Raw genomic sequence first — 18,311 nt, 5'->3', positions numbered from 1 at the left:
TTGGGAAGCTCGATGCCGATCGCGTTCTTGCCCTGCACCACCGCCACGCGGGCCGAGACCGCGCTCATCGACCGCGCGATGTCGTCCGCCAGCGAAATCACCCGCGAGCTCTTGGTGCCCGGAGCAGGCTCAAGCTCGTAGAGAGTGACGACGGGGCCGGGGCAGGCCTGGACGATCTCGCCCTTGACGTTGAAGTCTTCGAGCACGCCTTCGAGCAGGCCCGAATTCTGCTGCAACGTCTCGACCGGCACCTCGTCCTGCGCCTGCGGGGGCTCCGCCAGAAACTCGATCGGCGGCAGCTCGAAGCCGCCATCATGCGCGATCACGCGCACCTTCATGTCGCGAAGACTGGCGGGCCTGATCGCCTTCGGCGCGGCCACGCGCTCGCTCTCGGCGACGAACGGCGTCGGAGCCGGCGCGATCGGGCGGGGCTGGGCCGAGACTCGCGGCATCGGCGCGGCCGGGCTGGAGGGCAGGGCGCTCAGCGAGTAGTTGAGCTGCACCGAGTAACCCTGCCAGGCGGTCTCGACGCGCGGCGCAGCGGCTGCGGCCTGCCGGACGGGCTCGGGTGCCTTGCGCGGCGCCATCGGAGCGCGGCGAGGAGCCGCCGTGATCACCGGAGCAGGCGCGGGCAATGCGGCAGGCGGCAGCTCCTCCTCATCGCGCTCCAGCTCCGGGACGAGATCCCAGAAGGCATGGTCGGAGAGGAAGGCGAAGGGCGTCGTCGGCTCGGGCGTGAGCGCGACATCGGCGATGAAGGGCTCGTCGGCCCAGTCTGCCGTTTCGTCGAGCATCGCCGCCTCGCGCGGCTGGGGCGCCGCCTGCGGCGGAAGGAGCTCGACCGGAGCCGTGCAGACATCGTCGTGGGCGATCGCCGGCAAGGCCTGAGCCTCCGCTTCAGCCTGCGCTTCCGCTTCCGGCGTGCCCCAGATCTTGTGCATCAGATGGCGCGGGGTGCGCCAGAAGCGCACCCGCGTCTGTTCCGACAGCGGCAGGGCCGGCGGATGGATGCCGCCCTGCCAGGAGCCGCTGAACGAGGCGGTGAGGGACGCGCCGAAGGAGGGCATCGGGCTCAGCGCCGCCGAAGCGCCGTCCGCCTGCGCCGCCGCGCGCCGGGCACCCGCCCGGCCCTGCCGCAGATAGGTGCCGGGCGGTACCGTCCCCACGGGCTCGCCGGGGGCCGGCACGGCATTGGCCGCCCGCGTCGGCGCCATCCGCTCGTCGATCGACTGGACACCCAAGTCATTGGAAGCGAAGAGGTTTGTTCGCTGAAGACGATCGCGCTTATACATATGGACCCAGCGACACCACTCACCATGAACCTGTCTCAACAGCTAGCCGGGCAGAGTTAACGGGCGCTGAACGCGCCGCGCTTTCGGGCGGCTTGCTGCGCCTGCCCGCGACCCGGATCGCCCCTTGCGCGGGGGGCCCTCGTCCGAAAAGCGGGGTCCCCTTTCCGCCGCGATCGCCTAGCATCCTTGGACACCACGCTCAGGGGTCGCGATGCGGCCCGCCCTGCCGCTCGCCTGCCCGGATCACGCCCCTCATGGATTTCACGATCAGCCCTGAACTCGACGATCTGCGCCGGCGCATCGCCGCCTTCGTGGAGAGCGAGATCATTCCCCATGAGAGCGACCCGGCGAGTTGGGATGCCCATGACAACATCGCGGAGCCCGTGCTCGCGCAGTTGCGGGCGAAGGCACGCGCCGCCGGGCTCTGGTGCCTGCAGCTGAAGCCGGAGAATGGCGGGCTCGGCGTCGGCCGCATGGGGATGGCGGTCTGCTACGAGGCGATGAACCGCTCGATCTTCGGGCCGGTGGTGTTCAATTCCGCCGCGCCCGACGACGGCAACATGATGATGCTGGAGGCAGTGGGAACGCCTGAGCAGAAGCGGCGCTGGCTCGCGCCGATCGTCGCTGGGGAGGTCCGCTCGGCCTTCGCCATGACCGAGCCGCATCCGGGCGGCGGCTCCGACCCGACCATGATCCGCACCCGCGCCGAGAAGCAGGCGGACGGCTCCTACCGGCTCCATGGCCGCAAATGGTTCATCACCGGGGCCGAGCAGGCGGCCCATCTCACCGTTGTCGCCCGCACCTCGGACGATGCCCGGCGCGGCCTCACCGCTTTCCTCTTCCATCGCGACCAGCCCGGCTGGCGGATCGTGCGGCGCATTCCGATCATGGGCCCCGAGGAGCATGGCGGCCATTGCGAGATCGAATTCGACGGCCTCGCCATTGCACCGCAGGATGTGCTGATGGGGGAGGGCGACGGCTTCAAGGTCACGCAGATCCGGCTGGGGCCCGCACGCCTGACCCATTGCATGCGCTGGCTGGGCCTCGCCAAGCGCTGTGTCGAGGTCGCGCGCGACTATGCCGCGATGCGCGAGAGTTTCGGAATGCGGCTGGCCGACCGCGAGAGCATCCAGCTCAAGCTCGGCCGCACCGCGATGGCGATCGAGATCGGCCGGCTTCTGGTGATGAAGGCGGCCTGGGAGCTCGATCGCGGCGGGCAGGCGCGCAAGGAGGTGTCGATGGCGAAGGTCCAGGCGGCCAACACGCTGCACGAGGCCGCCGACATGGCGATCCAGATCAACGGCGCGCGCGGCTATTCCAAGGATACGGTGCTGGAATGGATCTACCGCTATGCAAGGCAGGCCCGGTTGGTCGATGGCGCCGACGAGGTCCACCAGATGGTCCTCAACCGCTTCCTCGACAAGGAAGGCGATGATTTCTGGCATTGGCCGGTGGCGGGCGCATGACGATGCCCGGCTTCGATCAGGCGCGGCTCGATGGCCATCTGCGTGATGCGCTCGGCTGCTCCGGCCTGATGCGCATCGCCCCGATCGCAGGCGGCCAGTCCAACCCGACCTTCTTCGTCGATTACGACGACCGCGCGCTCGTGCTGCGCAAGCAGCCGCCGGGGGACCTTCTGCCCTCGGCCCATGCGATCGACCGCGAATACCGGGTGATCCGGGCCCTGGCCGAGACCGCCGTGCCCGTCGCGCCGGCCCTGCTCTATTGCGACGACCGCGCGATCATCGGCACGCCCTTCTATGTGATGGAGAAGGTCGAGGGCCGCGTTTTCCACGACTGCACCTTGCCGGGCCTGTCCGCGCCGGAGCGGGCGGCGATGTATGCGGCCCTCGCCGAAACCCTGGCGGCCCTGCACAATGTCGATGTCGCATCCGTCGGCCTCGCCGATTACGGCCGGCCCGGCAATTACTTCGCTCGCCAGATCGCGCGCTGGAGCCGGCAATGGGAGCTCTCCGGAGATCGGCCGGATCCGCATATCGAGCGGCTGCGGACCTGGCTGCCGGCGCATATTCCCCAGGACGAGACCAGCGGGCTCGTCCATGGCGACTACCGCATCGGCAATGTGATGTTCCACCCCACGCAGCCGCGCATCGTCGCCCTACTCGACTGGGAACTCTCGACGCTCGGCCACCCGCTCGCCGATCTCGCCCACGCCGCCATCGCCTGGCAATCGGCGCCTGAGGAATATGGCGGGCTGGCCGGCCTCGATCTGGACGGGCTCGGAATCCCTTCGCTGCAGCGTTTCGCCGGCATCTATGGCGAGCATGCGCATCACGGCGCGGCTCTGCAGCCCTTCCACCTCGCCTTCGCGCTGTTCCGCTGGGCGGTGATCTTCGAGGGCATCGCAGCGCGGGCCAAGGCCGGGACCGCATCCGCCGGAAACGCCGCCGAGACCGGCCGCCTCGCCTCCGCCTTCGCCCGACGCGCCGCCGAACTGATCTGAGGGATCAGATCCTCACCCCATGCCCGCGCAGGGCGGCGCGCAGGTCGATCGGCTCGACGAAATGCACCGTCTTCATGCCGGCCTGCGCGGCGGCGGCGATGTTCTTCTCGCTGTCGTCGATGAAGACGCAGTCGCCCGCCTTGAGCCCATAGCGCTCGAACAGCACCTGGAAGATCGCCGGGTCGGGCTTGATCAGGCGCTCATGCGCCGAGACGACGACGCCGGAGAAGCTCTGCAGGAAGGGGAAGCGGATCAGGCACTCGGCCCATTTCTCGCGCGAGAAATTGGTGATCGCATAGACCGCGTCGCCCCGCTCCCGAAGCTCCCCCAGGACGGCGACGCTGTCCGCGATCACGCCCGGCACGCTGTCGTGCCAGCGCTCGTCATAGGCGTGGATCTCCCGCTCCCACTCGGGATGGCTGGCGACGAGGAGCGCGACCCCTTCTTCCCAGCTGCGCCCGCGATCCTGCTCGATGTTCCAGGCGCCGGTGCAGACATGGCGCATGAACCAGTCCCGCTTTTCCGCATCCGGAATGAGTTCGCGATAGACCAGCGTCGGGTCCCAGCGGAGCAGGACGTTGCCGACATCGAAGACGACGATGGGGGTGGCCATGGCGATGAATCAGGGAGAAGGCGCGGCCGGTCAGCCGCCGACCTCGAAGGAGTAGTTCATGCCGACGCCGACCGTGACCTGATGGCGCTGGCCCACGGTCGCGACGAGGGGGGAATGGGCGGCGTCCTGCGCCAGCCGGTCATAGCGGCCGAACAGCGTGGTCGACCAGGCATCGGACCATTTATAGTCGAGCGAACTCGCCAGCCCCACGCTCTTCAGTCCGCCATCGGGCGCATAGGGCATGAAGTAGCGGTTGATCGCGGCTTCTGTGGCGGTGACGCCGAAATAGCGGCTCATGAAGCGCGCATCGCCCAGCGTCATGCGCGGGCCGATGGCGAAGGTGAAGCCGTTGAACCGTTCGACCCAGTCGATCGCGAAATCGGCGACCACGCCGTGATGGCCGTGAAAGCCCTGCCGGACTTCGAGCCTCGTGCGCAGCCTGTCCTGCACGGGCCAGAACTCGGCGAAGAGGCCGGCCTCGACCGTCCAGGGCACGTCCCGCATGCCGAACAGCCGATTGTTGCTCCCCGAATAGCGCCCGCCCCGGAAATCCCCGACCACGCCGACGCTGAAGCGATCGGTCTCGTAAAGGGCGAGATCGACCCCGTCATCGGGCGCGCTGAAGCCATCGGCATCCCCGGCCTTGCGCCAGCTGATCGAGGGCATGGCCGAAAGGCCGGCCGAGCTCGCGCCGTCATATTTCGGGCCGAGCTGCGTCGAGAGGCCGATCGTCACCACCCAGCCCTTGGCCGGGGTCGGGTCGGTGAGGGCCGGCGTCACATCCGCGGCCTGCGCCGCGAGCGGGCCGAAGGCCAGCAAGCCGGAAAGGGCGATCTTACGCATCGAAACCCACTCGTCTTTGCGGCGACGTGCCGACCGGCCGCAGCCATAGCGCGCCCGGATTGACGTTGCCATAACATGCTGCGCGGGCAGGCGTCATTCGCTCACCGAGCGGCCGACCCTGATGCCGAGCTTCTTGATGCGATGCCACAGGCTGCGCTCCGCGATTCCGAGCAGCCTGGCAGCCTGAACCTGAACGCCGTCCGTCCGGCGCAGCGCCTCCACGATGAAACCGCGCTCGAGCCGCTCGAGTTCGGCGTCGAGATCGCGCGGCAGGCCGCTGGGAGCCTCGCGCCGGCCGGGCTCGAACAGATCCTGCGGCAGGTCGCGCTCGTCGATGACGTCGGCGCGCGCCACGATCACCGCCCGCTCGATGCAGTTGCGCAATTCGCGGATATTGCCCGGCCAATCATAGGTCGCCATGGCCGAGAGCGCCGCCGGCGTGAAGCCGGTGACGCGCTTGCCCATCGCCTCCGCCAGTTCGACGATGAAGTGGCCGGCCAGGAGAGGCACGTCCTCGCGCCGCTCCCGCAGCGCCGGCAGCAGGATCGGGAAGACGTTGAGGCGATAATAGAGATCCTCGCGGAAGCGCCCTTCGGCGATCGCCTGGCGCATGTCCTTGTGGGTGGCGGTCACCAGGCGCACATCGACGCTCTGGCTGCGGCTGGCGCCCACCGGCTCGAAGCTGCGCTCCTGGATCACCCGCAGCAGCTTGGCCTGCAGCCCCATCGGCATGTCGCCGATCTCGTCGAGAAAGAGCGTGCCGCCATCGGCCGCGGCGAAGCGGCCGGTCCGGTTGGCGAGCGCGCCGGTGAAGGCGCCCTTCACATGGCCGAACAGTTCGCTTTCCAGCAGCCCCTCGGGAATGGCGGCGCAATTGACCGCGACGAAGGGCTTGGCCCGGCGTGGGCTGTTGAAGTGGATCGCGCGCGCCACCAGCTCCTTGCCCGTGCCGCTCTCGCCGTTGAGCATCACCGTGGCGCGGGTCTCGCACACTTCGGTCACCTGCTCGATCACCCGGCGGAAGGCGGCGCTGTTGCCGATCAGCGTGTCGAAGCTGTAGCGGCCTTCCAGCTCCCCGCGCAGGCGGTCGTTCTCGCGCACGACATCGGCCAGCCGCAGGGCCCGCCGGATCGTCGCGGCCACGTCCTCCATCTCGAAGGGCTTGGCGATGTAGTCGAAGGCGCCTTCCTTCACGAGCTCGACCGCGTCGCGCACCGCCGCGAAGGCGGTGATCACGACCACCGGGACGTCCGGCCAGCGCTTGCGCACCTCCTTCAGCAGCGCGCGGCCATCCATCACCGGCAGGCGCAGATCCGTGAGCACGAGGTCGAAACGCGCCTGCTCCAGCTCCATCAGCGCGGCGCGCGCGCTGTCCACCGCCACGGTTCGGTAGCCGAGGTCTTCGATCGCAGCGGCCAGCACGTCCGCCAGCCGGGTTTCGTCGTCGACGACGAGGATGGAATGGCTCATGGGCGGCCTCCCGCGGCGGCGCGCGGAATCGAAAGCGTGAAGGCCGCTCCTTGCCCGTCCGGGCTGGCGCAGGTCGCGCTGCCGCCATGGGCCTCCGCCACCGTCTGCACCTTCGCCAGCCCCAGCCCCGTTCCCTTGGCCTTGGTCGTGAAGAACGGGTTGAAGATCTGCCCGCCGATTTCGGCCGGGATGCCCGGCCCTTCGTCGCGGATCGTCAGGCTGACGCAGCCCTCGCTCGCGCCGATATCGGCATGGATGGTGCCGCCGCCGGGCATGGCGTCCATGGCGTTGAGGAGAAGGTTGAGGCAGGCCTGGTGCAACTGGTCCGGATCCCCCAGGATCCTCGCACCGGCGCTCTCGTCGGCGATGGCGAGCGTGAGCTTGCGCCGGCTCAGCTCTGGCGCGGCGATGGCCGCGACCCGGTCGATGACGCTGCGCATCGCCAGCTCCGTCTTCACCGGCGGCTTCGGCTGGGCGAAGTCGAGGAAGTCGCGCACCAGCGTCTCGATGCGCCTGACCTCGTCGACGACATAGCCCAGCATCCGGTCCTCCGAGCCGGCGAGTTTGGCCCGGTTGCGCACCACCTCCGTCGAGGTCTTGATGATACCCAGCGGGTTGCGCACCTCATGGGCGATGACGGCCGCCGCCTGTCCGAGCGCGGCGAAACGGTCCCGCCGCCGCAGCTCGCCTTCCAGCTCGTGCAGCTTGCCGAGCTGCTCGGCCATGCCGTTGAAGCCGGTGGCCAGCTCGGTGATCTCGTGGCCGCCGCCGCGCTCCGGCACGCGATGGCCGAAATCGCCGGCGGCGATGGCGCGCACGCCTTGGGTGAGGCTTCGCAGGGGCCGCACCAGCAGCGAGGACATCATCATGCCGACCAGCACCGAGATGGCGCAGCCGAAGGCGAAGATGCCGATGAAGAGGCGCCGCCGGCTCAACTGCTCGAAGAAGCCTGCATCCTTCGGCAGGCCGATGAACCCGATCGCCGCCAGCTGCCCGTCTATGCCGCGAAAGCCGGTATAGACCGCCCGGTAGCGCCCGCCATCAGCCGCCGGATCGAAGATTTCGTCGTCCTCGCCCTGGGCGAGCTGCTGCTTGATGTTGTCGGGGATGGACGCCGCGCGCTCCGGATGCGTGCGCAGGACCGGAACCAGCGCCCCGCCGAAATCTGCGAAGAGGCGCACATCGAGCGAGGTCACGACCTTGATGCCGCCGAGATAGCTCTCGTCGAGCCAGCTGCCGACGAGCACGAAGGCCGCCTGTCCCTTGACGTTCACGGCCTGGACCGCCCCGGCCATGATGAGATGCGCCTCGCCCGAGCGAATCTTGAAGATGCCTTCGCCGCTCTGGACGGGAAGCGGCGTGTCGGCGCTGAAGGCGCGCGACGAGAACAGGACCTGCCGGTTCGCGTCATAGATCGCGACGAGGTCATAGCCGACCGAGGTGAGAAGCTGGAATTCGCGCTGGATCGCGTGAGGCTGCGTCAGGTCGGAGTTGGAGGCCCGCTCCAACCGCTGCCCGATGACGCTGGCGACGCGCTGGGCCTCCTGCGTCGCCTCGACCACCTCGAGCCGGAAGAACCGCGAGGTTTCGCCGAGCCACTGGGCGACGTTCTGCTCGAAGGCCGTCGAGATCAGCCGGGCGGCGACATAGGCGGAGGCCAGCATCGCCGGCACACTGACGAGCATGAAGGCGATGACAAGCCTCACCCTGACCGTGCTCATCCGCCCCGTCGTCACCTGCGCCACCTCTTTGCCGGCCGCCGTCAGAACCCGGCGACCCTCAGGGTTCTCTTGTCCAGAGGTCGTCGTCGCAGATCAAGCCTCCCAAGACGCAGCCGCGCACCATCAGCCGGCCCGACGCGTCGAGGGCGAGGGTCGTGGCGTAGGTCTTGCCGTCTTCCGGGTTGTAGCCCCGCCCCCCGAGCTTGCCGCTGCCATCCGGCTTGAAGCCGGACAGGACCTGCACGCCCATCAGCGACCGTTCGCGCAGTTTGGGATCGCTGTTGTTGCGGTCGATGCGCGGCTGTTTCAGCCAGACGATCTTGCCGCAGAGCGCCGGCCCGCAGGGTGCGATCGCGATGATCGATTCGCCGTCGGAATCGCGCCATTTCCCGGAGATGCCGCCCGCATCTTGGGCGCGTGCGCCGATGACCGGCAGCGCCGCCAGCAGAAGGGCGGCGAAGGCGCGGCCTGCGCCGGAATGTCTAGGCATGATCATGGTCTCCTCCGAGCGCGACGACGCCCGCGACGATGAGCCCGATGCCGCAGGCACGCGTCAGGTCGATGCTCTCCCCCAACACCAGCCAAGCGAGAAGCGGAACGGTGACATAGGCGAGCCCCGTCATCGGAAAGGCGCGGCTGAGCGGCATGTCCTTGAGGATCGCCATCCAGACGAAGAAGGTGCCGACATAGCCGAGCGCGGCCAGCCAGACGCCGGGCAGGCTCACCGCCCGCAGCAGCATCGGCACGCCGAAATCGAGATCGGAGAGGCCGTCCGCCCCCCATTTGAAGGCGATCTGCGTGCCGGTATCGAGCGCAATGAAGGCGGTCCAGATCAGGATCTGCCGCCACCGGCCGGCGCCGCGTTCGAGCAGGCTCATGCCGCCTTCTCCTGCACCTGCGTCCGAGTCGCGAAAGCGGAAAGGTCGGGGTCGAAGCGCGCGAAGCACAGGAAGGGGCTGAGCCGCCCCAGCAGCCATTGCAGGGCCGCGTTGCGGTGCCGGAAGCGGATGGTCGAGGGCACCAGGCGGCTGCCGAAGCGCAGCTTCGCGGCATAGGCCGTCTGTCCGCTCTGGAGCAGCGGGATGCCGCGCGCCAGGCAAAAGCGGACATTCGCCATCCAGCTCACCGCATAGAGATTATGCTGGCGCGCCAGCGGGTAGCGCATGCCCAGAAACTTGTCGATCACGCGGCCGGGCTCGACGAGGAGCAGGTTGAAGGCCGCCAGCTCCTCGCCGACCCAGTACAGCGCGAAGACCGCCCGCTCGCCCAGTGCCCGCGACACGGCCGGGAAATAACCCGGCGGCAGCACTTCGAGGTCGCCATAGTCCAGCCCGCTCTGGCGGCGGGTGGATTCGTAGAGATCCCCGATGAGGTTTTCGAGACCGGCAATGTCGCTGCGATGCTCGATGCGGACCGAGGTCGCCTTGGCGAGCTTGCGGCGGATATCCTTGCGCGTCCCGCTGGAGAGCGAGGCGAGATAGCCGTTTTCGTCGCCGAAGGGCAGGTCGAGCACGGCGACCGGCAGCGAGCCCAGCGTCGCGAAGCCCGCCGCGCCGAGCAGGGGGCCGAGCGCCGCGTCTTCGTCCGGTCCCAGATCCTTGAAGGCGACGAGATGGGCGCCCTCGGCCTGCGCCTGCCGCTCCAGCGCCGTGATCATCGCGCGGGCCGCGCCCTGCCGGCGGGCGGCATCGAGCCGGGGCGCGAAGCCGAGATGGCAGCGCTCGGCGTAAGGGGAGCCGACGCAGAGGACCTTGAGCGTGACGAGGCCGGGCAGGCGACCGAAGACCGCATCCGCCATCGGCCGCAGGCGGCCCTGGATCGGGGTGTCCAGCCGGTAATCGAAGCGGAAGAACGGCGCGACGGCCGCCACGCCCTTGCCATCGTCAACCGAAACGGCCGCGCAGCGTAGCCCCGTTCCCGACCGAGCCGCCGCCTCGTCGCAGGCGCGGTAATAGCCATGGCATTCCGCCTCGCCTGGGAGGCAGTCATCCCAGGCCCCGGCATCGATCTCGGCGATGCTGGCCGCGATGCGTCCGGCGAAGCTCATTCCGCCGCGACGCTGTGCAGCGGCACGGGGCGCTTGGGGGCCGCCCCCTTCGCGAGCCGCGCCGCCAGCGCCAGCGACCGCTCGATCACGATGTCTCGCTGCTGGTCGATCGTGACGAGATGATAGCTGTCGTCGAGAATGACGGCATCGACCAGCCCGCCCAGGCGCCTTTGAATCTCGAAGGCGTTGGAGAGGCTCGCGACATCGTCCTCCCGCGCATGCACCAGGAGGGCAGGGCAAGTGATGGCGGGCATCTGCCGGCGGGTCTTCGCGATCAGGTGCCACATCTGCTGGACGGCCTGTGACGGCGTGCCGTGCAGCCCGGCCTCCGCCGAGTCGCCCGAGGCCATCGCGTGCATGATGACATGGCGGGTGCGCTTGTCCTTGATGCCGTAAGGCTCGCGCTCGACGAAGCTGAAGCGCTGTCCCACGGGCGTGTTGATCAGCAGCTTCAGCAGGAAGGAATACCAGGGGATCGACCAGCCATCGTAGCGCAAAGTCGGCGCATAGAGCGCGAGCCCGTCGACATCGAGCGGCCGCTCGGCGGCGATGTGCATGGCCATGACCGCGCCCATCGAGAGGCCTCCGACGATGACGCGCTCGCAAGTCTCGCGCATGCGGTCGAGCTCGGCGAGCACGCTGCCCGCCCAGTCGCGCCAGCCCGTGGCGAGCAGGTCCGCCTCGGTGCCGCAATGCCCGGCCAGCTGCGGGCAGTGGACGGTGTGCCCGGCGCGGTGGAGCGCCCGCGCCACGAGCCGCATCTCGACCGGCGTGCCGCCGAGCCCGTGGATCAGCAGAAAGCCGGTCTCGTTGCCGGCATAGCGAAGGCTGTGGTCGCGGATCGGCACGGCAGCTGTCCCGTCAGGCGGTATGGGCGACGACGACGACGCCGCAGGTGATGAGGAAGGCGCCGATCCACTGGCGCAGCACGACGCGCTCCTTGAGCACGAGGGCGCTCGCGAGCGTCACCCCAAGGAAGTTCAGGCTCGCGACCGGAAAGGCGATCGAGAGCGGCACCTCGGCGAGGATGCGCAGCCAGATGAAGATTTCGGCGACATAGATCGCGCAGCCCGCCAGAACCCAGCCCGAGCGCAGGCTCGCCAGCGCCAGCGCGACGCCGGAGGCATCCGGCAGCTCATCGGCTCCACGCTTGAGGCAGAGCTGGCCGGCGACATCGCAGACGACGGAGAGAGCGAACCAGAAGGCGATCCAGGCATTCACGACAGCACCCGCTCGAAACAGCCGATCAGCGCCTCGTTGACGGCGCCGTTGCGGGCGAGCGCGTCCGGCGTCGGGGTCACCGCCTTCGGATGGTCGAAGAAGGCCAGACCGGCCCGGAACGGATCGCGGAAGCGCGGCTGCGACCAGTCTCCGCAGACATCGATGCCGGCGATGGCCCGTGCCCCGGCGAGCCGCTCGACGGCGGCGAGCAGATAACCGAGCGGCATCTGGCCTTGGTCCCAGTTGGTGCAGGCGTCCTGCGGGCCGAGCACGTCCTTGTCGATCGTCAGCCAGACCGCGCGGGTCGGGATCGCCGCGACGAGTTCGTCGAGGAAGGCGTCCCAATCCTCGTCCGCGAGATTGCGCCAATGCAGATGGCCGCCCTGCTGGCGATAGCTGGCCGTCGCGCCATAGCGGCCCCAGACGCGCGAGGGCGCATGTCGCCAGGGAAAGAGCGCGATGCGTCCGTCGGCGACCGCGTCCAGATTGGCGAATTGCAGCTCCGGCCGCACGAGATCGTCGCTGCACGGGCCGATGGTGACCACCTTCCGTACCTGCGGCAATTCCAGCGCGCGGTTGACCCAGGCGCCGCAATTGACCGTCGCGGGAAAGCGCACCCAATCGGGGTGGTTGTCGAAATGGACGATGGTGACGTCCCCTTCGACCGCCGCGACGAGACCGGCGGTCAGGTGATGGAAATCACCCGAGCCGTAGAACGTCACGCAGGGCTCGCTGCTGCCGCCCGCGGCGGGCTTCAGCCGGGAGGCGAGGCTTTGCAGCGCTCCCCGGCTGGCCACGATCCGCAGGCGGCAGGCGAGGTCGGCAGCATCGATGCGGGTTGCGGCTCCCGCATCGATGCGCCGGCGCAGCGGCTCCTGAGCCGCCACGCCTGCGTCGAGATCGATGATTTGCAATCGCAACGGGCCCTCGGCGGCTATCAGGCCGTTGCGACGCGGGCGAAGAGCTGATCGAGCAGCGCTATCGCCAGATCGATCTCGGCGTAGCTCATGGTCAGAGCAGGCGCGAGCGTGATGACGTTCTTGTAATAACCGCCGATATCGAGAACGAGGCCGTAGCGCTGGCCCGCGACCTCGAGATCGGCCTTCATGCCCTCGTCGCACATCAGGTCCACGAGGCGCTTGGAGGGGGTGTAGCTGTCATGCGGCTCGCAGATCTCGATCCGCAGCGCCATGCCGAGCCCGTCGACCTCGCCCACGATCTTGTGGCGCTTCTCGAGGTCCTTGAGTCCTTCGAGGAAATACGCGCCCTTGGCCATGACCATGGTCTCGTAGTCTTCCTCCTCCATCATCTTCATCGCCTCGAGCGCGACGGCTGTGCCGAGCGGATTGGCGTTGAAGGTGGAGTGGGTCGAGCCGGGCGGGAACACCGTCGGGTTGATAAGGGCTTCCTTGGCCCAGATGCCCGAGAGCGGGTTGAGACCGTTGGTCACGGCCTTGCCGAACACGATCACATCCGGCTGCACGCCGAAATGCTCGATCGACCAGAGCTTGCCCGTCCGGTAGAAGCCCATCTGGATTTCGTCGACCACCAGCAGGATGCCGTGGTCGTCCAGCACCTTCTTCAGGCCCGTGAAGAAGTTCGGCGGCGGGATGACATAGCCGCCGGTGCCCTGCAGCGGCTCGACATAGAAGGCGGCGTATTCGGCCTGGCCGACCTTGGGATCCCAGACGCCGTTGTATTCGCTCTCGAAGAGCCGGGCGAACTGCGCGACGCAGTGCTCGCCGTATTCCTCCTTGCTCATGCCCTTGGGACCCCGGAAATGGTAGGGGAAGGGGATGAAATGCGCCCGCTCGCCGAAATGGCCGAAGCGGCGGCGGTAGCGGTATGAGGAGGTGATCGCGGAGGCGCCGAGCGTGCGGCCGTGATAGCCGCCCTCGAAGGCGAACATCAGGCTCTTGCCGCCCGAGGCGTTTCGCACGAGCTTCAGCGAATCCTCGACCGCCTGCGCGCCCCCGACATTGAAATGGACGCGGCCCTTGGCGCCGAACTTGCGCTGCGCATCCTGCGCGATCATCGCGGCCAGCTCGATCTTCTCGCGATGGAGATACTGGCTGGCGACTTGCGGCAGCGTGTCGATCTGGCGCTTCAGCGCCTTGTTCAGGCGCGAATTGGCATAGCCGAAATTGACCGCCGAATACCACATCTGCAGGTCGAGGAAGCGGTTGCCGGCGGCGTCGTGCATGAAGGAGCCGTCGCAGCCCGAGAAGATCTTCGGGAACTGCGTGTAATGCACCGTGTCGCCATGCGAACAATACTCGGCTTCCAGCGCGAGCAGCCGCGCTTCTTCCGCCGCCAGCCCGTCCGCGGGCGAGGCCGGCCGGTCGAGCAGGGAGGTCACATCATCCATCGATCTTGTCCTTGAGGGTCAGGCTTTCGGCCGGCAGGGCGGCGCCCGCCAGCACGGATTCCAGAAGCGAGACGGCTTGTGCGAAATCCGCGAAGGGGTGGTGGGGAATCGTCGCCTCGCGGCAATGCGCGATGAGGCTCTTCTTGGCGAAGACGAGGTCCGCTTCGCCGGCGAGGCAGAAATCGGAGCGGCCGTCGCCCACCAGCAGCGTCAGCGGCCGCGACAGTCCCGAGGCGATGCGGCATTTGCAGGTTCCGCTGCCGCAGGCGCCGCCCGGCGCCGCATGCGGCGAGGTCATGCGCCAGCGATCGCCGCCGATCGGCTCCAGATGGTTGGCGACGACCGGCAGATGGCCGAGCCCGGCCCGGCCGAGCAGCGTATGGATCGTGCGGTCGAGACCGTCGGAGACGACCGTGACCGGTACACCGTGACGCTGGCACAGCCGCACGAAGGCGGAAAAGCCCCAGTCGATCTCGAGCGAGGCGGTGAAGGTATCGAGCACGTCGGGCGAGACGCGCAGCAGGGCGACCTGCCGCTCCATGCATTCGCGCGAGCCGATCGCGCCGGCTTCCCACTGCGCCTCGATCTCCTCCCAGCCCGGCTCCGCGAAGCGCTGGAGGATGGCGTCGGTGGTGTCCCGGCATGAAATCGTGCCGTCGAAATCGATCAGGGCCTGCCAGAGCATCGTCATTCGCTTTCGTAATCGCGAAGACTGTTCGGCAAGGAGCGTGCCAAGGCTCAAGTCATTGGCAAATATAGGAAAGAGATGATTTCGGCCTTGCGCCTGCTCCCCGTTTTGCGGGGGCGGCTCCAATTTTTGGAGGTCGCGTTCAGTCGCCTTGGACGTCGTCGGGCATCATCACCGCCAGCGGCAGGCGCAAGACGGCGCAGGTGCCGCGTCCAGCTTGCTGCTCGTAGCGCAGTTCCGTGCCGAGGCTGTTGGCCATCGCGCGGACGATGCGGCTGCCGAGGCCCGTGCCGGTGACCTGGCCCTGGCCCGTCCAGCCGACGCCGTCATCGGCAACCGAAAGAACCGCCTCGGTCTCCAGCAGCTCGAGCCGCACGCGCACTTCGCCCGAGCCCTCTGGGTAGGCATATTTCAGCGCATTGGTCAGCAGCTCGGTGGTGATGAGACCGATCGAGATCGCCCGGTCGGTCTTCACCTGAAGCGGCACGGCCTCGAAGCGGATCGACGGCGTGATGTCCGAGCCGGTCAGGGAGCGCTCGAATTCGCGGATCAGCGTGGCCAGATAGCCGCCGAGATCGACGCTGCGCACATCGTCCGAGGTGTAGAGGCTGCGGTGCAGATTGCCGATCGCGGTGATGCGCGCCTGCGTTTCGGCCAGCGCCGCTTTGGCGGCCGGGTCCTGCACCGCATTGGCCTGCATCCGCACCAGCGAGCCGACCAGCGCGAGGCTGTTGGCGACGCGGTGATTCACCTCCGCGAGAAGGGCGATCGCCTTGTCGCGCGCGGCCAGAACCTCCCGCTCGGCCTGCTCCTTGGCGCGCTGGAGCCGGGTCTTGCCGACGGCATGCTCGACGGCGGCCACCAGCAGAACCTCGAAATCCTCGCCCACCGTCTTGATGACATAGTCGAGCGCGCCGGCCTTCAGCGCCGCAACCGCGATCGAAAGCTCCGCCGAGGCGGTGACATAGACGACGGCCGGCACATGCCCGCGCTCGGTCAGCGCCGCCATGACCTCCAGCCCCGATGTCGTGCCGAGGTCGTGATCGAGGATGATCACGTCGTAGGGCTGGCTCTCCAGCTGCGCGAAGGCCGCTTCCGCCGAGCCGGCATGAGTCACCGCATAGCCGCGCCGGGCCAGGATGCGCTGCACCAGCCGCCCCAGCGCCGCATCGTCGTCGATGTAGAGCAGTTGGATGGCGTTGTTCGGCATCAGGCTGCGGCCGCGAGGGCGATCATGCGGTTTCCGGAACCTGCATCACGGAGAAGAACAGGCCGAGCTGGCGGATCGCGTTGGCGAAGCCTTCATAGGCGACCGGCTTGGTGATGTAGACATTCGCGCCGAGATCATAGCAGCGCTGGATCTCGCGGCTGTCGTCGGTCGTGGTCAGCACCACCACCGGCGAGCGCTTGGTATGCTGGTTGCTCTTCACCTTCTCCAAGATATCCACCCCGCCCATGTCGGGCAGGTTGAGGTCGAGCAGGATCAGCAGGTGCCGGCCGGCGCTGGCCTCGCCCGATCCGTCCGGGCCGAGCAGGAATTCCAGCGCATCCGTGCCGTTGGTGAAGGGGATGATCTCGTTGTTCACCCCGGCGCGGCGGATGTTCTTCTCGATCAGGCGCGCATGCCCCTCATCGTCCTCGATCATGATGATTGAGACGGGTTTAGCCCGGTTCATGCGTCCGCGGTCCTTCTGTGAAGGGTGAGATCGGTGGGTAGCAGGATGGTGAAGGTGCTGCCACTGCCGAGTTTCGACTTTACGGTGATATCGCCGCCCAGAGTGCGCACCAGCGTGCGCACATGGGCAAGGCCGATGCCTTCGCCGGCGGTGTTCTGCGAGCCGGAGCGGCGGAAGAGCTCGAAGATGCGCTCGTGATCGCTCGCGGCGATGCCGCGCCCATTGTCCTCGACCGCGATGCGCACCCAGCCGCGCGCCTCGGGCCGGATCGTCACCGCGATGCGGATCGGCCGCTCCGGGGAGCGGTATTTGATGGCGTTGTCGAGCAGGTTCCCGAGAATCTGGTCGAGCGAGAGCCTGTCCGTCACCATACGCGAGACGGTGGAATCGACGCTGATGCCGCCGCCCTCCTCGCCGCTGGCCTGGTGATGCACCGCGGCCGCAGCGGCCTCCGCCACCTTGGTCGGATCGACCGGCTCGGCCTTGAGCGCCCGGCGGCCCTCGCGGGAAATCTTCAGGATGGCGTTGATCAGCCCGTCCATCTTGCGGGTGGAGGAGCGGATGAAGCCGACCGCTTCGGGAACGTCTTCCTTCAGTGCCAGTTCGGCGGCGGTGCGTTGCTCGGGCGTGGCTGCCTGCCCTGCCGTGACATAGCCGGAAATCGGCTCGAAGGTCGCTTCCAGCTCGCTGGTGAAGCCCATGATGTTGACCAGCGGCGCCCGCAGATCATGCGTCACGATATAGGCGAAGAGCTGAAACTCCTCATTGGCCTTGGTCAGGGCGTCGGTCCGCTGGCGCACGCGCTCTTCGAGGCCGGTGTTCAGCGCCTCCACCTCGCGCCGCGCGGCGGTCAGCTCATTGGTGTAGCTCAAGATCGTCCAGACCGCTGCCCCCGCCATGCCGATCAGCAGGATCGCGCCGATGATGGTGGTCCAGCGCAGCCTCTCGCCGGCCTGGCTCTGCGCCGCCACCGCCTCGCGCAGACGGACTTCCGAACGCCCGAGCATCTGCGAAAAATCATCGCGCAGATCGTCCATAAGCTGCTTGCCGCGCCCTTCGCGCAGCACCGCCAGGGCGCCCTCGACATCGCCGGCTCGCGCCAGCGCGACCGTCGAGGCCAGCTCCGCCATCTTCTGGCGCAGAGCGCGCGCCATCGTGTCGGCTTCGGGCTCGATACCGGAGACGCGCGTCACGGCGGCGCGCCAGCGCTCGAGCGCAGCCTCGAACCCGTCCGCGGCGCGCAGATAGGGCGCCAGATAGGCTTCGTCGCGCGTGAGCAGGAAACCGCGCTGCCCGGTTTCGGCATCCTGAACCAGCGAGATCAGGTCGGCCGAGGCGCTGCGGACTCCGCGCGCCGCGACCACCTCGCCGAAATAGCGTTCATTGGCCGCCGTCAGCCACAGCGAGGTCGCGACGATGCCCAGCAGGATCGCGATCCCCGCCGCCAGCAGAACGGCGTTGGAGCGTTTGAAGAACGCTTGGGAGATGGGCATGCGGCGAGCCGGGGGGTTCGGGAAAGAGGGTGATGGCCAATCACGGATTCGCGTGCAACGTCAAATGACATCGACGGGAGAGTTCGGATGGTGCGGGGGGCTCTTTTGCACGCCGGGTCGGATGGCTTAAGCCGTCCAGCTCTCCACCGAGGGAAGAATTGCCATGACCAAGCTCTGCAAATTCACTTCGCCGGGAGACGGCAAGCCCGTCTACGTCAATCCCGAGCAGGTCAGCGTCGTCTACAGCCATAAGGGCGAGCCGCCCGACACCATCATCGCCTTCCGCAAGGATTTCCTGCTCGGCGTGCGCGAGAGCCTGGAGGAGACCATCGCGATTCTGGAGCGGGCGAAGACCGACGCGGGCTGAGGCGGGCGGGTGGCTCTCCGCCCGCCCTTGTGCAGCAATGACTGCCGG

Annotated in this window: 19 protein-coding genes; 3 read left to right on the top strand and 16 right to left on the bottom strand. The window is 68.1% G+C overall.

All coding sequences use genetic code 11. The features are described 5' to 3' along the window. Positions 1 to 1,241, bottom strand: a 1,241-nt coding sequence (locus ACOJTB_RS06840) for a DNA translocase FtsK (protein WP_420101772.1), incomplete at its 3' end; no start/stop codon positions are given. 305 nt (positions 1,242 to 1,546) lie between these two features. Here ACOJTB_RS06840 and ACOJTB_RS06835 point away from each other — a divergent pair. Further along, complete coding sequence (locus ACOJTB_RS06835) at positions 1,547 to 2,758, top strand: acyl-CoA dehydrogenase family protein (protein WP_420101771.1); 1,212 nt, start codon at positions 1,547 to 1,549, stop codon at positions 2,756 to 2,758. Next, on the top strand, positions 2,755 to 3,756 hold the full coding sequence (locus ACOJTB_RS06830) for a phosphotransferase family protein (protein WP_420101770.1): 1,002 nt from the start codon (positions 2,755 to 2,757) through the stop codon (positions 3,754 to 3,756). Before ACOJTB_RS06835 ends, ACOJTB_RS06830 begins: the two co-directional genes overlap by 4 nt. A 4-nt stretch (positions 3,757 to 3,760) precedes the next feature. Here the strand turns inward: ACOJTB_RS06830 and ACOJTB_RS06825 are convergent, their stop codons facing one another. The 15 genes from ACOJTB_RS06825 to ACOJTB_RS06755 form a co-directional block, all read right to left on the bottom strand. After that, the gene (locus tag ACOJTB_RS06825) at positions 3,761 to 4,369 is read right to left on the bottom strand and encodes an HAD family hydrolase (RefSeq protein WP_420101769.1); all 609 of its coding nucleotides are present in this window, start codon (positions 4,367 to 4,369) and stop codon (positions 3,761 to 3,763) included. A 30-nt stretch (positions 4,370 to 4,399) separates the two neighbouring features. Further along, on the bottom strand, positions 4,400 to 5,212 hold the full coding sequence (locus ACOJTB_RS06820) for a MipA/OmpV family protein (RefSeq protein ID WP_420101768.1): 813 nt from the start codon (positions 5,210 to 5,212) through the stop codon (positions 4,400 to 4,402). A 93-nt stretch (positions 5,213 to 5,305) separates the two neighbouring features. Next, positions 5,306 to 6,682: a sigma-54-dependent transcriptional regulator gene (locus ACOJTB_RS06815; RefSeq protein WP_420101767.1), complete on the bottom strand. Its 1,377-nt coding sequence runs from the start codon at positions 6,680 to 6,682 to the stop codon at positions 5,306 to 5,308. Then, entirely contained in the window at positions 6,679 to 8,403 is a 1,725-nt protein-coding gene (locus tag ACOJTB_RS06810; RefSeq protein ID WP_420101766.1) for a sensor histidine kinase, read from the bottom strand. The genes ACOJTB_RS06815 and ACOJTB_RS06810 overlap by 4 nt, the downstream gene beginning before the upstream one ends. Before the next feature lie 58 nt (positions 8,404 to 8,461). After that, positions 8,462 to 8,893 (bottom strand): DUF2147 domain-containing protein, encoded by a 432-nt coding sequence (locus tag ACOJTB_RS06805; protein WP_420101765.1) that lies wholly within the window; start codon positions 8,891 to 8,893, stop codon positions 8,462 to 8,464. Beyond that, on the bottom strand, positions 8,886 to 9,281 hold the full coding sequence (locus tag ACOJTB_RS06800) for a DMT family transporter (protein WP_420101764.1): 396 nt from the start codon (positions 9,279 to 9,281) through the stop codon (positions 8,886 to 8,888). Before ACOJTB_RS06800 ends, ACOJTB_RS06805 begins: the two co-directional genes overlap by 8 nt. Beyond that, positions 9,278 to 10,450 (bottom strand): GNAT family N-acetyltransferase, encoded by a 1,173-nt coding sequence (locus ACOJTB_RS06795; RefSeq protein ID WP_420101763.1) that lies wholly within the window; start codon positions 10,448 to 10,450, stop codon positions 9,278 to 9,280. Before ACOJTB_RS06795 ends, ACOJTB_RS06800 begins: the two co-directional genes overlap by 4 nt. After that, positions 10,447 to 11,298: an alpha/beta hydrolase gene (locus ACOJTB_RS06790; protein WP_420101762.1), complete on the bottom strand. Its 852-nt coding sequence runs from the start codon at positions 11,296 to 11,298 to the stop codon at positions 10,447 to 10,449. Before ACOJTB_RS06790 ends, ACOJTB_RS06795 begins: the two co-directional genes overlap by 4 nt. A 13-nt stretch (positions 11,299 to 11,311) precedes the next feature. Beyond that, entirely contained in the window at positions 11,312 to 11,671 is a 360-nt protein-coding gene (locus tag ACOJTB_RS06785) for an EamA family transporter (protein ID WP_420101761.1), read from the bottom strand. Next, positions 11,668 to 12,591 carry an arginase family protein gene (locus tag ACOJTB_RS06780; RefSeq protein ID WP_420101760.1) on the bottom strand — a complete coding sequence of 308 codons (924 nt, stop codon included), beginning with the start codon at positions 12,589 to 12,591 and terminating at the stop codon, positions 11,668 to 11,670. Before ACOJTB_RS06780 ends, ACOJTB_RS06785 begins: the two co-directional genes overlap by 4 nt. A gap of 17 nt (positions 12,592 to 12,608) precedes the next feature. Continuing rightward, a complete protein-coding gene (locus ACOJTB_RS06775; protein ID WP_420101759.1) occupies positions 12,609 to 14,039 on the bottom strand; it encodes an aspartate aminotransferase family protein in 1,431 nt (476 codons plus the stop codon). Next, on the bottom strand, positions 14,032 to 14,730 hold the full coding sequence (locus ACOJTB_RS06770) for an HAD-IB family phosphatase (RefSeq protein WP_420101758.1): 699 nt from the start codon (positions 14,728 to 14,730) through the stop codon (positions 14,032 to 14,034). The genes ACOJTB_RS06775 and ACOJTB_RS06770 overlap by 8 nt, the downstream gene beginning before the upstream one ends. Positions 14,731 to 14,869: 139 nt before the next feature. Beyond that, positions 14,870 to 15,937: a sensor histidine kinase gene (locus tag ACOJTB_RS06765; protein ID WP_420101757.1), complete on the bottom strand. Its 1,068-nt coding sequence runs from the start codon at positions 15,935 to 15,937 to the stop codon at positions 14,870 to 14,872. A 22-nt stretch (positions 15,938 to 15,959) separates the two neighbouring features. Next, positions 15,960 to 16,403, bottom strand: coding sequence for a response regulator (locus ACOJTB_RS06760; RefSeq protein WP_420101756.1), 444 nt, complete (start codon positions 16,401 to 16,403; stop codon positions 15,960 to 15,962). Continuing rightward, positions 16,400 to 17,896 (bottom strand): sensor histidine kinase, encoded by a 1,497-nt coding sequence (locus tag ACOJTB_RS06755; protein ID WP_420101755.1) that lies wholly within the window; start codon positions 17,894 to 17,896, stop codon positions 16,400 to 16,402. The genes ACOJTB_RS06760 and ACOJTB_RS06755 overlap by 4 nt, the downstream gene beginning before the upstream one ends. Before the next feature lie 163 nt (positions 17,897 to 18,059). Here ACOJTB_RS06755 and ACOJTB_RS06750 point away from each other — a divergent pair, with 163 nt between their 5' ends. Further along, on the top strand, positions 18,060 to 18,263 hold the full coding sequence (locus ACOJTB_RS06750) for a hypothetical protein (protein ID WP_420101754.1): 204 nt from the start codon (positions 18,060 to 18,062) through the stop codon (positions 18,261 to 18,263). Positions 18,264 to 18,311: the final 48 nt, after the last annotated feature.

Origin of the sequence: Allobosea sp. (assembly GCF_048595345.1) — a bacterium.
Lineage (GTDB): Bacteria > Pseudomonadota > Alphaproteobacteria > Rhizobiales > Beijerinckiaceae > Allobosea.
Note: the sequence above shows the minus strand (reverse complement) of the source record. Positions and strands in the feature narration are given on the sequence as shown.